We start from the raw sequence: 14,085 nt of genomic DNA, 5'->3' as shown, positions 1-14,085 counted from the left end.
GGGGTAACGAGCCATGTGCCAGCATCAACCGCCGTGTCCACCGGCGGACGCTCCGCACCACGACGCGGCCCGCCTGGTCGCCTTCCACCCGGAACAGGGCTGGGGGCTGCTGTGCAACGGGGTCGTCATCTTCGACGACTGCGGCGAGCTGCTGCCGGACGGCCGGAGCATCGCCATCGGACCTGTGCGCTCCGGACACGCGGCATGAGGCTCATGACCCCCAACCGCTTCCTCGCCTTCGCCGACGGCCTGTTCACCCGCGCCGTGCCGGGCGAGCGCAGGGCCTCCTGGGTGCTGACGGCCACGTCGTCAGCCGTGCCCAGCGCCCGCCGCATGACGCGCGCCCGGCTGGTGCAGTGGGGGCTGCAGAACGAGGCGGCGGTGGCCGACGTGCTGGTGGGCGAGCTGGTGACCAGCGCGCTGCAGGACAGCGCCGACACCGTCAGGGTCACGCTCACCGCCGAGGACGGGCTCCTGCGCTGCGAGATCGAGCACGCCGAGCCCTCGGGACGGCGCGCCGAACGCGAACACCTCCTGCTGGCCCACCTGGCCTGCTGCTGGGGCACCGCCCAGACCGACGAGGGGAAGGTCGTCTGGTTCGAGCTTCCCGCACCGGGACTCATCTGAAGGGAACCGTGACCGTGCGCAAGACCCGGATCCGCAAGACGAGGAGGTCGGCCGACCCCCACGCCCCGGACCTGCGGACACCGTCGGGACGGCCGATGCCCTACTGAGCGACCGGCTGGGTGACAGCACTGCTGGGCGACCGCGCCGCCCGCGTGGCAGGGTGTCAGCCGGACGGCTCGTCGCCGGCCACGTGGCCCTGCTCGGCCACCCAGACCGCGACCTGGGCGCGGGAGTGGTAGCCGAGCTTGCTCAGGATGCGTTCGATGTGCCCCTCCGCGGTCCGCTGGGAGATCACCAGGGCGGCGGCGATCTCCTTGTTGGTCAGTCCCTGCGCCACGAGGTGGGCGATCTCGGTCTCCCGCGGCGTCAGTGGCGCCGACTTGGCCGCGGCCGGCTGCTCGTCGCCCTGCTGCTGCCGGTCCTGGCGGAGGGCGTAGGCGAGCGCCTCGTCGTAGGAGAGCCGGGCACCGCGCTTGACGGCGGTGTCGAAGGCCGTGTCGCCGAGGGCTTGGCGCACGCTCTCCACGCATTCGTCGTGATAGTGGGACAGATGCCCGAACCCCGACAGTGGTGCGCCGATCGCCTGCCAGACGGTTTCGAGGATGCCGAGCAGCTGGGCCGCTCGCCGGTACTGCTTCTCGGCGGTGGCGATCCACGCCAGCACCTCCAGGTTGATTCCCACTCCCAGCGGGTCGTCGAGCGCGCGGTTGAAGACCAGGCTCGTCGCCTCCAGCTCGGTCGCCCGCGCGAGGTCGCCCTGCCGCCAGACCTCCACGCCGAGCGCCATCATCATGTACGCCCGGTGCCAGCCCTCGCTGTGGGCGTCGCACAGGGCCAGGCACTGGTCGCCCAGCTCGATGGCCCGCGGGGAGTCGCCGCGGAAGGAGTACGCCAGGGACAGCCGGATGAGGGCCAGCGCCGTGCCCACGGGGTCGCCGGCGGCGCGGTGCCCGGCCAGCGCGTCCTCGTAGCGCGTGATGGCGGACTCGGCGTCGCCCTCGTACATGGCGATCATCCCGCAGTAGAGCTCGACGTAGGCCAGGGTCGCGTCCAGCCCCAGCCGCTCGGCGATCGTCCGGCTCTCCTCGAGCATCGCCTTGGCCGCGGGGATGTCGGCCTGGATGATCGCCAGCCAGCCGGCGGTCCACAGCGCCCGTGCCCGCGCCTGGCTCGGTTCGGGCGCGGCGGCCAGCGCCCGGTCCAGCCAGCGCCTTCCCTCTCCCAGCCAGTAACCGCTGATCCAGTGGTAGAGCAGGTCGGCGGCCAGGTCGAGACCGGTGGAGACCTCCTCGGGGTCGCCGAAGCAGTTCTCCAGCGCGGTGTGCAGGTTGGCGTGCTCCAGCCGCAGCCGGTCGAACCACGCCACCTGCGACGGGCCGAACAGCTGGGCTCGCGACTGCGCCGCCAGCGTGCGGTAGTGGTCGCGGTGCCGCCGTTGCAGCGTGGCCTGCCGGCCTGTGTCGGCGAGCTTCTCCATGCCGTACTGGCGGATGATCTCCAGCAGCCGGTAGCGCGCCCGCGACCCGTGCTCCTCCCTGATCAGGATCGACTTGTCCACCAGACCGCACACCAGGTCGAGCACCTCGTCGCGGTCGATGCCGTCGCCGGAGCAGACCGCCTCGGCCGCCTCCAGGTCCAGGTCGCCGGCGAAGACCGACACGCGGGCCCAGAGCAGCCGCTCCTTCTCCGAGCACAGGGCGTGGCTCCAGTCGATCAGGGCGCGCAGCGTCTGGTGCCGCGGCAGCACGGCCCGAGAGCCCCCGGTCAGCAGCCGGAAGCGGTCGTGGAGGCGCTCGTCCAGCTGCTTGACGGACAGGGCGCGCAGCCTGACGGCGGCCAGCTCGATCCCGAGCGGCAGGCCGTCCAGCCGCCGGCAGATCCGGGCGACGACCTCTCTGTTCTCCTCGGTGATGGCGAAGGACGGCAGGACGGCTCTGGCCCGCTCGGCGAACAGGCACACGGCGTCGCACCTGGCCAGCGACTCGATGGGCATTCCCGCGCCGTCGTTGTCGGGCAGCGGGAGCGTGGGCACCGGCAGCGTCTGCTCGCCGGCGAAACCGAGGGACTCCCGGCTGGTGGCCAGGATGCTCAGCTCGGGCGCGGCGCGCAGCAGCGTCTCGGCGAGAACCGCGCACTCGTGCACCAGGTGCTCGCAGTTGTCGAGGATCACCAGGGCCTGCTTGTCCCTGAGGTGGTCGGTGAGCACCTCCATGGGCGAGCTGAGGCTGAGGTCGCGGATCTCCAGCGCCTCGACCACGCTCTGCGCGAGCATGTCCGGGCTCTCCACCGTGGCCAGCTCGACGAACCACACCCCGCCGCGGAAGTCGCGGGCCACGTCGAGCGCAACCCGGAGGGCCAGCCGGGTCTTGCCGACCCCGCCGGCACCGGTCAGGGTCACCCCGCGGGACAGCGGCAGGCGCCGTTTGACCTCGGCCACTTCGTGCCGACGGCCTACGAAGCTGGTCACCTCTGCCGGCAACCTCGCCGTCTGCTGCCGTCTGGAGGCGCTCGTCGTCATGGGTTTCCTCGCCGGCTGCGTCGCCGCTGGAGCGCGGCCGTAGCCGTCATCGTTCAGGTCGTGCGCAGGGCCTCAGCGGTCCGCACCCTCAGGATCCTTGTGGCCATTCATTACAGAAGGGTAAAAGCATGCCGAAAATGGCCCAGGCGTAATCTGGGTTTCGTCGGCTCCCGTCCCGACGGCACGGGTGCCTCGACGGATCCGAGCGGGTGAGCACGCATGGGGGTGGCGTCCAAGGGTTCGCAGACGCGCGGGTTGCCGGCCGAGCTGACCAGCTTCGTGGGCCGTCGGCGCGAGATAGCCGAGGTCAAACGGCTGCTGGCAGGCTCCAGGCTGGTGACCCTCGTCGGCGTGGGCGGCGTCGGCAAGACCAGGCTGGCCCGGCGGGTCGCCGCCGACGTACGGCGCGCGTTCCGCGACGGCGTGTGCGTGATCGAGCTGGCCGCGCTGGAGTCGCCCGACCTGCTCGTCCAGACCCTCATCGAGTCCTTCGGGATCGCGAACCTGTCCACCAGACCGCCGATCGAGGTGCTGACCGGCCACCTGCGCGACAAGCAGATGCTGATGGTCCTGGACAACTGCGAGCACCTGCTGCACGAGTGCGCCGTCGCGGCCGAGACGCTGGCGCGCGCCGCGCCCGGCCTGCGGATCCTCGCCACCAGCCGGCAGGTGCTCGGCGTCGCGGGGGAGCAGACGATGGTCGTGCCGTCGCTGCCGGTGCCCGACGGCGACATCGAGCGCCTGTCGAGGGAGTCGATGGAGCAGTCCGACGCGGTGCGGCTGTTCGTCGAGCGGGCCGGGGCGGTCGCGCCCGGCTTCGGGATCACCGACGACAACTGGGAGGCCGTGCTCCGGATCTGCCGGAGCCTGGACGGCATCCCGCTGGCCATCGAGCTGGCGGCCGTCCGGCTGCGGGTGGTCTCCGTGCACCAGCTGCTGGCCCGGCTGGAGGACCGCTTCCAGCTGCTCACCACGGGATCGCGGGTGCTGCTGCCCCGCCAGCGCACGCTGCGCGCCCTGATCGACTGGAGCCACACCCTGTGCACCGAGCAGGAGCAGCGGCTCTGGGCGCGGCTGTCGGTCTTCTCCGGCAGCCTCGACCTCGAGGCGGCCGAGCGCGTGTGCGCCGGTGACGGCGTCGCCGCGGAGGAGATCGTCGACCTGGTGTGCGGCCTGGTGGACAAGTCCATCCTGATCAGGGAGGAGGACGGCGCCCACGCGCGCTACCGGCTGCTGGAGACCATCCGCCAGTACGGCAGGGACCGGCTGCGCGAGGCCGGCCAGGAGGACACACTCAGACGCCGGCACCGCGACTGGTACCAGGACCTGGCGGTCCGGGCGCACCACGCCTGGTTCGGCCCTGACCAGGTGAGCTGGTACGCGCGCCTGCGCACCGAGCACGACAACCTGCGAACCGCCCTCGACTACTGCCTGGCGGTTCCGGGACAGGCGGCCTCCGGCCTGGTCATCGCCGCGGCGCTGCGGTTCTACTGGATCGCCTCCGACTCCCCGCAGGAGGGCCGGAGCTGGTTCAAACGCCTGCTCGCCGCCGACCGGCGGCCGACCCCGGTCCGGGCCCGTGCCCTCTGCGTCGAGGCGCGGCTGGCCGTCCTGCAGAGCGACTTCGCGACGGCCGCGACCCTGCTGGGGGAGGGCCGGCACCTGGCCCGCCGGTTCGACGACCCGGCGACCATGGGCGCCGCCATGTACGTCGCCGGCCTCGCCGCCCTGCTCCAGCGGGATCTGCCCAGCGCGCTGACCCTTCTCGGCGGGGCGCTGGACCACAGCCGCAGGACGGGCGACGCGATCGGCGTCGTCAACTCGTTGATCTATCTGGCCACCGTGCACTCGCTGCTCGGCCAGTCCCGCAAGGCGGTCGACAGGTTCGAGGAGTGCCTGGCGATCTGCGAGCCGCGCCGCGAGAACTGGTTCCGGTCGTACGCGCTGTGGACGTACGGGATCGAGGTGTGGAAGCAGGGCGACACGCGGCGGGCGGTCGCGATGGAACGCGAGGCCGTACGGCTCAAGGAGCCCTTCGACGACCGTCTGGGCGTCGCGCTGTGCATCGAGGTTCTGGCCTGGACGAGCTGCGGCGACGGCGAAGCCGAGCGCGCGGCCCTGCTGCTGGGCGCGCTGCGGGAGATCTGGCGCTCGTTCGGCGGGCCGCTGTTCGGCTACCTGGCCGACCACCATGACGCCTGCGAGCTGGCGGCCAGGAGGACACTCGGCACCAGGGCGTTCGAGACCGCCCTGCGCAGGGGCATGGGGCTCACCCTGGCCGACGCGCTGGAGTACGCGATGCGGGAGGACCGGCCGGCGGGCGGGGCCCGGCCGAAGTCCTCACCGCTGACCCGCAGGGAGATGGAGATCGCCCGGCTGGTCGCGCAGGGCATGAGCAACAAGGCGATCGCGGCGGCGCTGATGATCGCGCAGCGTACCGCGGAGGGGCACGTGGAACACATCCTCGGCAAGCTCGGCTTCACCTCGCGCGTGCAGATCGCCGCCTGGGTCAGCCGGCAGGAGCAGGAAGGCGACGAGCGGGGCCCGGCCGGAGGCTCGCCGTGAGCCCGGCCGAGCGCGCACGCGCGGCCACGACCGACCCGCCGGCGGAGGCCTCCAGGTTCGTCGGGCGGCGGCACGAGGTGGCCGAGGCCCGGCGGATGCTGTCCCGCACCCGGCTGCTGACCTTGACAGGAACGGGCGGCGTCGGCAAGACGCGGCTGGCCTTCAGGGTCGCCGAGTCGCTGGAGCGCGCCTACAAGGACGGCGTGGAGGTGGTCGAGCTGGCCACCCTGGAGGCCGGTGACCTGCTGGCGGCGACCGTGGCCGCGGCGCTGGGGCTGCGGGACGTCGGGCCCGATCCGGCGACCATGCTGGTGGACTACCTCGCGGACAAGCGGATACTGCTCGTGCTGGACAACTGCGAGCACCTGCTCGAGGACTGCGCCCGCCTGGTGGACCTGCTGCTGCGCGGCGCGCCCCGGTTGCGCATCCTGGCGACCAGCCGCCAGGCCATGGCGGTCGGTGGCGAGCAGGTCATGGTGGTGCCCTCCCTGTCCGTGCCGGACGACGGCGCCCTGCCGCCACGCGACATCGCCAGGCATGATGCCGTACGGCTGTTCATGGACCGCGCGGCGAGCGTGTGGCCTGGCTTCTCCCTGGACACGGGCAACGCGGCCGCCGTGGCGCGGCTGGCCCGGCGCCTGGAGGGCATCCCGCTGGCGATCGAGCTGGCCGCGATGCGGCTGCGAAGGGTGCCCCTGGAGCAGCTCGCCCGCGAGCTGGAGGAGCGTTTCGACGTGCCGGCGGAGGGCAGCCCGAGCGCGCTGCCACGCCATCGGACGCTTCGCGCGACCATGGACTGGAGCTTCGAGCTGTGCTCACCGGCAGAGCAGCGGCTGTGGGCGCGGATGTCGATGTTCGCCGGCGGCGCCGACCTCGACACGGCCGAGGCGGTCTGCGCGGGCGACGGGATCGACCCCGTCGAGGTCATCGACCTGGTGGCCGGGCTGGTGGACAAGTCCGTCCTGGTGACCGAGCACGGGGAGGCCGGGGTCAGGTACCGCATGCTGGAGAGCATCCGCGCCTACGGCGCGGAGCGGCTGGAGCCCGCGGAGGCGACGGCGCTGCGCGGCCGGTACATCGACCACTACCGGGACGTGACGGAAGGGCGGCGGATCGACCGGCTCGTTCCCGACCAGCTCGACCGCTACCGCTTCCTGGGCCGCGAGTTGCCCAATGTGCGTGTCGCGCTCGAGCTGTGCCTGAGCGCGCCGGGCACGGCGGCGACGGCCCTCGACATCGCCTCGTCGATGTGGAGCTACTGGATGCTCGCCGGTTCCCCCACAGAGGGACGGTACTGGCTGCGGCGCGGCCTTGACCAGGTATCCGGCGCGGGCCGCACCCGAGCGATCGCGCTGTGCACGGACAGCATGCTGGCCCTGCGGCAGGGCAACCTGGACGCGGCGACGCCGAGACTCGAGGAGTGCCGATCCATGGCAGAGCAGGCGGGCAACGAGAGCGTCCTGCCGCTCGTCCTGCGGGCCTCCGGCCTGGCCGCCTTCTCCACCGGCGACGCGCGACGCGGCCAGGCGCTCATGGAGCAGGCCCTGGCCATCCACCGCGCCGCCGGCGACCTCGCCGGCGTGACCGTCGACCTCTACTACACGGCCGCCTACGGCTCGATGGAGGACCCGGCGCGAGCGGCGGTGATCGGCGAGGAGGTGCTGGCGCTGTGCGAGGCCCATGGCGCGATCCTGTGGCGCGCCTATGCCCAGCTGTCGCTCGCCATCGCCGCGTGGAACCTGGACGACTGGCACCGCGCCGAGGCGCTGGCGAGCGAGGCCGCCGAGTTCACCAGGGAGGTCAACGACCGCTGGGGCCTGACCCAGTGCCTGGAACTGCTGGCATGGACGGCCTGCGCCAGGGGCGACCACCGGCGGGCGGCCAGGATGCTGGGGGCGGCGCACACGTTGTGGCAGGCGGTGGACTCCTCGCCGACCCGGCTCTGGTACCAGGCGACGTGGCACGAGCGCTGCGTCGAGCGAACCCGCCAGGAGCTGGGGGAGCGGGAGTTCGCCGCGGCCTTCCGCGACGGGGCCAGGCACGCCCGGACATCGTGCCGCTCCTGACGGTGCCCGCGCGGCCCGGCTGACCGCCCGCTCCTGAGGGCGCCCGTGCGGCCCCGCCGTCGGCCGCATCTGACGGCGCCCGCGTGGCCTCGCGGACCGGCCGCCGCGCGGGCCCCGGCGCGAAGGGCATGGTCAGCCGGTGGGTCGCGGTCGTACGGTGGAAGACATCCGCATACGGCTCGGGCCGTGGCAATGCGCGATCGAGTAGAGACCATGTCCGAGAATCCCGTCACTCCTCCGGAGGAGGAGCTCGCGACGCTCCGCAAACGTCGCGCCCATCTGCGCCGCGCCGCCGAGGAACTCGACCGCGCCCTGGCCGTCCCGCCGGCCGGCCGGGCCGCCGAGTGGGCGCATGAGCTGACACCGGTCCTGGCCAGGATGCGGGAGGCGTTCGACGCGCACATCTCGATCGTGGAGGGGCCCGAGGGGCTCTTCGACGAGGTCCGTACGGCGGCGCCGCGGCTGGACGGCATGCTGCGCCGGCTGCACCGGGAGCATCTCGAGATCGCCGCGCAGCTCGCCGCCGCGCAGGACGAGCTGGCGGCGCCCGGCGACGAGCCGGCCGTGGAGCGGCTGAGGCAGCGGCTGACCGCGGTGGTGACGGCGCTGGGCCGTCACCGGCGGCGGGGGGCGGACCTGCTCTACCAGGCCTACGAGATCGACATCGGCGGCGAGTGACGTGCCGTGCCGACCTGTACCCCGGGCCGGGGTACGGCACGCCGCGCCGTCTCAGCCGAGCCAGGTGGTGATCTGGCCCATGGCGTTGGTGGCCCAGCCGAGCTTGAGGTGGTTGAGGGGCAGGGTCACGGCGGCGGCCCGGTTGGCCACGCCGTCGGGGGCGGCGCAGCTGGCGACGAACACCGCGCCGTCCGACGGGCCGGTGTGCTCGTTGTGCAGCAGCGCCATGTCGGGAGAGTTGCCGCAGAGCTGGTAGACCGGCACGCCCGCCGGGGTGCCGGCGTCGATCAGCGGCCGGACCAGCGAGCCCCTGTCGATGGCGTACTGGATGCCGCGGCCGGCGGTGTAGAAGCCGGTGCCGCCGTAGTAGGTGGTGTACCAGTCCTGCTCGGCGGCGGGCAGCGGGTAGACGTCGTCCCAGCGGTAGAGCATGTCGTCCGAGCCCGGGTAGGCGTCGCCCTCGTAGCTCAGTTCGGGGTGGTTGCGCCAGAGGCCGTAGCAGACCATCTGGGTGTGCGGGGCGGGCGCGTTCAACGACCCTCCGCATTCCGGAAATATCGCGAAATCGTGGGTCCAGCCGTGCCGGTAGCCCCAGTCGAAGCCCTTGTTCGGACCGCCCACGAGAACGAGCTTGCGCACGTCTCCCGCGTAGGCCGTGCCCCACGAGCGGCGCAGCGACGAGACGTACATGCGCGCGTTGAACGCCCCCTTGGACCAGCCGATCACATCGACCTGGGCCGCGCCCGTCTTGGCCTTGATCCGCGCGATGGCGTCGTGGATCTGCTCCGCCCAGTAGTAGCCGTCGCCCGTGACGTGCGGGAAGCCGATCGCGAACACCTTGTAGCCCTGGCCGCTGAGGTGCTGCATGAGTCCGGTGGTGGGACAGCTCGCCTGGCCGCAGCCGTACGAGCCGCGGGCGTCGGGGTTGGCCCAGGCCAGGTCGGCGGTCTGGTTGGCGCCGTGGACCAGCAGCACAGGGGTGGCCTTGGCGCCGGTCTGCCAGCCCGGCGCGTGGTACAGCAGGAACCGCGACGCGTGCGGGCGGGCGACGTCGCCGAACAGCCGCCTGGTCTGGCCCGTGTGGTCGCCGCGGCCGTCAGGGGGATAGGTCTCGGCCTGGAACCCGCTGGAGGCGTCCCGGTAGCGCTCGACCTGCGCCCAGCCGTTCTCCAGCCCGGTCGTGTAGGTGGCCTCCAGCGTGACCGGTCCGGCCACGGCCGCCGCGGGCGCGGCCGGCGCCGTGAACACCGCTGTCGCCACCAGCGCTAAAGCGGTGGCGGTTCGTCCCCAAGGACGTCGCATCATCTCACATCTCCCAGAACCGATCGTGCAGGGACAGGTGAGCTCATCTCGCCGGATCGAGGCGGCCGGGTCAATGTGGGCCGGCGCCATGTCCGCGTCCGTGGCCGTGGGTGCGCGACATGCCGATCACGCTCAGACGTAACGGGAGATCACGCGCGCGCGACGATCGGGAACCACAAATTTCCCAATCGTCGCTCTTGTCAGACAGTTCACCACTGATCAATTATTGGCCCGTCAGCGGGAGGCGATCGCGGACCGATGACGAGGCGATGACTTCACTTCCTCCGACCGCTGTCCCCCACTTTGTTCTGCCCTCGTAGCAATACTCCAGCGAGCCCGCCACCCGGCGTTCTCGCTGGTTGCCATGCCTTCATCGAGACTCAGGGAAAGGAAGGCGGAATGGGCCAGAATTCAACCGTCCGAACCATTGACAACCAGCTTTTAACGCTTGACATCGACGGTGTGGAGCAGGACGATCTCCACGCCTGGACGGGCCACATCCGTTACACCCCCCGCTACGGCGTGCGCGAAACGACCGCCGACGTGTGGGCGCTGGAACTGGCCCCGAAGTCGTCGCTGGGCGTGGGCGTCTCCTCCGTGCGCGGCCGGGAGCGCGAGCGATTCTCCCTGGCCGGCGGCGAGGTCGTGATCTACGACTGCGAGGACCCCTCGGACGCGCGCTGGGCGACCTGGCTGGGCCCGTGGAACATGGCGCACGGCCTGTTCTACGCGCCGGAGTGGGAGTCGGCCGACGTGGTGGCGGTCTTCTCCAGGCTGCAGTGGACCGACACGCCCGAGGGCCTGGTCGCCACGCCGAACCGGCGTTTCGACCTCCAGCAGGCGGTCTACCTGCAGACCGTGGCCGGGGTGGGAACCATGCAGGTGGAGCCGAAGCGGCTGGCCGCCGGCCAGGTCCCCCGCTTCCGCGGCTTCTCGGCCCCCGCCGGCGAGGTGTGGCGGGTGCCCAGCTCCGACGGGCAGGACCGCGAGACCCTGCTGATGGTCACCGACACCGCGGTGATCAGGGTGAGCCCGTGGGACGCCCCACGCAAGGGCCTGCCGGCCGCCAACGGGGTGGCCAAGTCCGGCGGCGGCACGCCGGAGGCGGCCGCGGAGTTCCTCACCAAGGTCAAGCGCGTCACCTGGGGAGCGTGAGGAGTGGACCCGATCACTGCGGCGGTGGTGATCCTCTTCGTCCTCGTGGCGCTCACGTTCGCGGCCGGGGCCGGTCTCTACCGGCGGGTGCGCGAGCTGGAGCTGGCCACGTACAAGGGCGTGGGGATCCGCGTCGCCGCGGGCGGCGAGGAGCGCACGGGGATCGGCCGTCCCGGCCAGACCACCATCGCCGTCAAGGTCAACCGCCGGTGCCCGATCTGCGAGGACGTGCTGCTCGCCGTCGGGAAGCTGGCGGCCGACCTGCCCGAAGGCGTCGGCTTCACCGTGGTGTCCGACGACCCGGGCTTCGACAAGGAACTCCCCGAGTCCGTGCAGGTCATCAGGGATCCGCAGGTCTGGCGCTCGATCACGGTGCCCTACGTGCCCGCCGTGCTCGTCGTGGACGAGCAGGGGTTCGTGGTGCACACGACGCCCGCGGGCTCAGGGGAGATCGTGCCGGAGACAGTCGAACGGGTGCTCGCCCGGCGAAAGGAAGCGAAGCTGTGAAGAACCTCTCCCGTCCCTCCATCCTCGACCAGATCCCGAGCGTCGCGGACGAACCGGAGTCGCCGGAACCGTCCAGGTACGCCGTCACCGAGCAGCGCTGGAGCCGCCGCCGGCTCTTCGGCACGGTCGCGGGCGTCACGGTCGCCGCCGGGCTCGGCGCGCTCGACCTGCTTCCCTGGTCCAGGCCGAGGGCGGCGATGGCGCTGACCGAGTGGACCGACGGCTGCCACGGCTACTTCAACTCCTCCACCGTGTGCACGCCCTCCACCGCGTACTACGGCAGTGACAACTGCTCGGGCAGCTGGCACAGGAACCAGGGCGGCTCGGGCACCTGCTACAACTACCGCTACACGCCCAACGAGACCTCCTGCGGCGGCCGGAACGCCTGGCGGTGGACCGGCAGCGTCGCCCGCCGCAAGTGCTCCGACGGCTGGTACGAGTACCACGACTGCGGTGGCGGCAACATCTCCCGCTTCTCCATCTGCCGGACCGCGATCTGACGCATGCGGACCCTGAATCCCGCCACCCGCCTGCTGGTGCCCGCCATGGGCCTGGTCGTCGCGGCGGAGGCGGCGACGCTGAGCGCGTTCGCCTCCGGCTTCGACGTGCGGGGCTTCACCTGGCTCGTGGCGGCCCTGGTGGCGGGCTTCTCCCTGTCGGGCTCGGTTTGAAGCCTCAACAGCGCCTGGGTGCTGTCCTCGTCGGTCCGACGGGGTTCTGATGCCGCCGGCTTCATCGCCGGCCTGTTCCTCGGTGCGTTCCCCACCGCGTTCGCCTTCATGGTCATCGGCTCGGTGGTGCGCTCGCCGCTGCCCGTGATCGCGTGCCAGGTTCTCGCCGGCCTGGCGGCGGTGGTGTTCCTGTTGCGGGAGTTCCACGTCTTCAGCTTCCCGCTGCTGCAGAACGCCCGGCTGGTCCCGCAGTTCGTCGCCCACACCCCGGTCTGGGGCGCGGTGCAGTTCGGCGCGGAGATGGGCACGGGAATGCGCACCTACTCGCCGACCGGGTTGCCGCACATCATGGCGATCTCCCTCTTCCTGCTGGGCTCGTGGTCCGACGCGCTCATGGCGGGGGCGGGGTTCGCCCTGGGCAGGGCGCTCATGCTGCTCACGTTCCTGCTGGCACGGGACAAGATGCGCGCCGACACCGCGTTCGACTTCGCACTGCCGAAGATGACGTGGCTGTTCGCCCTGATGTTCGTTCCCCTGGTCGCGATCCTGGTGGCGGCATGACGCTCCTTGTCCTCCGGTACGGCCTGGCCGCGATCCTGGCCGTGGCCGTGCTGGGCAAGGCGCGACACTTCGCCGCCTTCCGCGGCAGCCTGGGCGGGTACGGGCTGTACGGCCCGCTCGCCTGGGCGGGCGCCTTCACGGTCCTCGCCGTGGAGGCGCTCGCCGCGGCCCTCGCCGTGTCCACGGTGGACGCCGCGCTCGTCGGCGTGGTGGGCACCGTGCTCGGCACGATCTTCACCGGCCTGCAGGTCCACCTGCTGGCCACCGGCAACCGGGCGCCGTGCCTGTGCTTCGGCACCGCGGCCCCGGTGTCGGCCACCTCCCTGGCGCACGCGGCCGTGGTGCTGCTGGCCGGGCTGGTGCTGCTGCTGGCGGGGTGAGCCGCCGCGGCTAGCCCTGGTCGAGCTCGAAGGCACGGGCGACGAGCTCGTAGGAGCGCAGGCGGTTGGCGCCGCCGTACACGCCGGTGGTGATCATCAGCTCGTCCGCCTCGGTGCGGTCGCGCAGCGCGGTCAGGCCGGCGCGGACCTCGTCGCCCGTCCCCATGACGACGTTGCGGAGATAGCCGTCGACGAAGTTCCGCTCGACGTCGGTGTAGGGGTGGGCCGCGGCCTCCTCGGGGGAGGGGATGGGGCTCGGCCGGCCACGGCGCAGCCGCAGCATGGCCAGCGCGATCGTACCCGCCAGGCGCAGAGCCTGCTCGGAGGTGTCGGCGGCGACGGCGCTGACCCCGATCATGGCGTACGGCTTGTCGAGCCACTGCGACGGCTGGAACCTCGTGCGGTACAGCTCGAGCGCGGGCTCGGTGTTCTCGGCGCTGAAGTGGTGGGCGAAGGCGAAGGGCAGGCCGAGCATCCCGGCGAGCTGGGCGCTGAAGCCGCTGGAGCCGAGGAGCCAGATGGGCGGCCGGTCGGCGTTGAGCGGGTAGGACTGCAGGCCGGCGGGCGCGTCGCCGTCCAGGAAGGCGGTCAGCGTGGCGACCTCCTCGGGGAAGGCGTCGGCGTCGCCCCTGCGCATCGCGGCGGCCGTGGCGGGATCGGTGCCGGGCGCCCGGCCCAGGCCGAGGTCGATCCGGCCGGGATGGAGCGCGTGCAGGGTGGCGAACTGCTCGGCGACGATCAGCGGCGGATGGTTGGGCAGCATGACGCCGCCCGAGCCGAGCCTGATGGTCTCGCTGTGGGCGGCCAGGTGGGCGATCAGGACCGCGGGGGCGGAGCTGGCGACGCTCGGCATGCCGTGGTGCTCGGCCACCCAGTAGCGGTGGTAGCCCCAGCGCTCGGCCCGCCGTACGAGCTCGGTGCTGGTCCGGAGGGCGTCGACGGCGGTGCCGCCCGCGCTCACGGTCGCCAGGTCGAGGATGGACAGCGGCACGTCGGCCCGGCCGCGGGCGGGGCCCCTGATCTGATCGGTCATCTTCCGGGCAACCCGCGGGCCC

At 72.2% G+C, this 14,085-nt stretch carries 14 protein-coding genes; 11 read left to right on the top strand and 3 right to left on the bottom strand.

Annotation, left to right across the window (positions count from 1 at the left end):
* Positions 1-13: 13 nt before the first annotated feature.
* Positions 14-208, top strand: a complete 195-nt coding sequence (locus tag ABZX22_RS24850) for a DUF5999 family protein (RefSeq protein ID WP_354913119.1) — start codon at positions 14-16, stop codon at positions 206-208.
* Complete coding sequence (locus ABZX22_RS24845) at positions 205-627, top strand: hypothetical protein (RefSeq protein ID WP_354913117.1); 423 nt, start codon at positions 205-207, stop codon at positions 625-627. Before ABZX22_RS24850 ends, ABZX22_RS24845 begins: the two co-directional genes overlap by 4 nt.
* 163 nt (positions 628-790) lie before the next feature.
* On the opposite strand, the gene ABZX22_RS24840 is transcribed toward ABZX22_RS24845, so the two are convergent.
* Positions 791-3,094 carry a LuxR C-terminal-related transcriptional regulator gene (locus ABZX22_RS24840; RefSeq protein WP_354913115.1) on the bottom strand — a complete coding sequence of 768 codons (2,304 nt, stop codon included), beginning with the start codon at positions 3,092-3,094 and terminating at the stop codon, positions 791-793.
* Between the two features lie 270 nt (positions 3,095-3,364).
* Here ABZX22_RS24840 and ABZX22_RS24835 point away from each other — a divergent pair, with 270 nt between their 5' ends.
* The 3 genes from ABZX22_RS24835 (at position 3,365) to ABZX22_RS24825 (ending at position 8,454) form a co-directional block, all read left to right on the top strand.
* A complete protein-coding gene (locus ABZX22_RS24835; protein ID WP_354913113.1) occupies positions 3,365-5,710 on the top strand; it encodes a LuxR C-terminal-related transcriptional regulator in 2,346 nt (781 codons plus the stop codon).
* Complete coding sequence (locus ABZX22_RS24830; protein ID WP_354913111.1) at positions 5,707-7,776, top strand: AAA family ATPase; 2,070 nt, start codon at positions 5,707-5,709, stop codon at positions 7,774-7,776. The genes ABZX22_RS24835 and ABZX22_RS24830 overlap by 4 nt, the downstream gene beginning before the upstream one ends.
* Before the next feature lie 213 nt (positions 7,777-7,989).
* On the top strand, positions 7,990-8,454 hold the full coding sequence (locus tag ABZX22_RS24825) for a hemerythrin domain-containing protein (RefSeq protein ID WP_354913109.1): 465 nt from the start codon (positions 7,990-7,992) through the stop codon (positions 8,452-8,454).
* A gap of 51 nt (positions 8,455-8,505) precedes the next feature.
* Here the strand turns inward: ABZX22_RS24825 and ABZX22_RS24820 are convergent, their stop codons facing one another.
* Positions 8,506-9,759: a hypothetical protein gene (locus ABZX22_RS24820; RefSeq protein ID WP_354913107.1), complete on the bottom strand. Its 1,254-nt coding sequence runs from the start codon at positions 9,757-9,759 to the stop codon at positions 8,506-8,508.
* A 459-nt stretch (positions 9,760-10,218) separates the two neighbouring features.
* Here ABZX22_RS24820 and ABZX22_RS24815 point away from each other — a divergent pair, with 459 nt between their 5' ends.
* The 6 genes from ABZX22_RS24815 to ABZX22_RS24790 are packed head-to-tail and all read left to right on the top strand — an operon-like array spanning position 10,219 to position 13,030.
* Positions 10,219-10,911, top strand: a complete 693-nt coding sequence (locus ABZX22_RS24815; RefSeq protein WP_354913105.1) for a hypothetical protein — start codon at positions 10,219-10,221, stop codon at positions 10,909-10,911.
* Positions 10,912-10,914: 3 nt separating this feature from the next.
* Positions 10,915-11,418, top strand: coding sequence for a hypothetical protein (locus ABZX22_RS24810; RefSeq protein WP_354913104.1), 504 nt, complete (start codon positions 10,915-10,917; stop codon positions 11,416-11,418).
* Entirely contained in the window at positions 11,415-11,918 is a 504-nt protein-coding gene (locus tag ABZX22_RS24805; RefSeq protein ID WP_354913103.1) for a hypothetical protein, read from the top strand. Before ABZX22_RS24810 ends, ABZX22_RS24805 begins: the two co-directional genes overlap by 4 nt.
* Positions 11,919-11,921: 3 nt before the next feature.
* A complete protein-coding gene (locus ABZX22_RS24800) occupies positions 11,922-12,089 on the top strand; it encodes a hypothetical protein (protein ID WP_354913102.1) in 168 nt (55 codons plus the stop codon).
* A gap of 18 nt (positions 12,090-12,107) precedes the next feature.
* The gene (locus tag ABZX22_RS24795; RefSeq protein WP_354913100.1) at positions 12,108-12,650 is read left to right on the top strand and encodes a hypothetical protein; all 543 of its coding nucleotides are present in this window, start codon (positions 12,108-12,110) and stop codon (positions 12,648-12,650) included.
* Positions 12,647-13,030: a MauE/DoxX family redox-associated membrane protein gene (locus ABZX22_RS24790; protein ID WP_354913098.1), complete on the top strand. Its 384-nt coding sequence runs from the start codon at positions 12,647-12,649 to the stop codon at positions 13,028-13,030. The genes ABZX22_RS24795 and ABZX22_RS24790 overlap by 4 nt, the downstream gene beginning before the upstream one ends.
* 10 nt (positions 13,031-13,040) lie before the next feature.
* Here the strand turns inward: ABZX22_RS24790 and ABZX22_RS24785 are convergent, their stop codons facing one another.
* A complete protein-coding gene (locus ABZX22_RS24785) occupies positions 13,041-14,063 on the bottom strand; it encodes an LLM class flavin-dependent oxidoreductase (RefSeq protein WP_354913096.1) in 1,023 nt (340 codons plus the stop codon).
* Between the last annotated feature and the right edge of the window lie 22 nt (positions 14,064-14,085).

The sequence above is a fragment of the Nonomuraea sp. NPDC003804 genome (assembly GCF_040610675.1).
GTDB lineage: Bacteria > Actinomycetota > Actinomycetes > Streptosporangiales > Streptosporangiaceae > Nonomuraea.
This window is presented reverse-complemented; position numbering and strand designations above follow the sequence as displayed.

Coding starts and splice junctions, on each gene's coding strand:
- ABZX22_RS24800 (WP_354913102.1), top strand. CDS start 11,922: ATGCGGACCCTGAATCCCGCCACCCGCCTGCTGGTGCCCGCCATGGGC.
- ABZX22_RS24790 (WP_354913098.1), top strand. CDS start 12,647: ATGACGCTCCTTGTCCTCCGGTACGGCCTGGCCGCGATCCTGGCCGTG.
- ABZX22_RS24835 (WP_354913113.1), top strand. CDS start 3,365: ATGGGGGTGGCGTCCAAGGGTTCGCAGACGCGCGGGTTGCCGGCCGAG.
- ABZX22_RS24820 (WP_354913107.1), bottom strand. CDS start 9,759: ATGATGCGACGTCCTTGGGGACGAACCGCCACCGCTTTAGCGCTGGTG.
- ABZX22_RS24845 (WP_354913117.1), top strand. CDS start 205: ATGAGGCTCATGACCCCCAACCGCTTCCTCGCCTTCGCCGACGGCCTG.
- ABZX22_RS24785 (WP_354913096.1), bottom strand. CDS start 14,063: ATGACCGATCAGATCAGGGGCCCCGCCCGCGGCCGGGCCGACGTGCCG.
- ABZX22_RS24825 (WP_354913109.1), top strand. CDS start 7,990: ATGTCCGAGAATCCCGTCACTCCTCCGGAGGAGGAGCTCGCGACGCTC.
- ABZX22_RS24850 (WP_354913119.1), top strand. CDS start 14: ATGTGCCAGCATCAACCGCCGTGTCCACCGGCGGACGCTCCGCACCAC.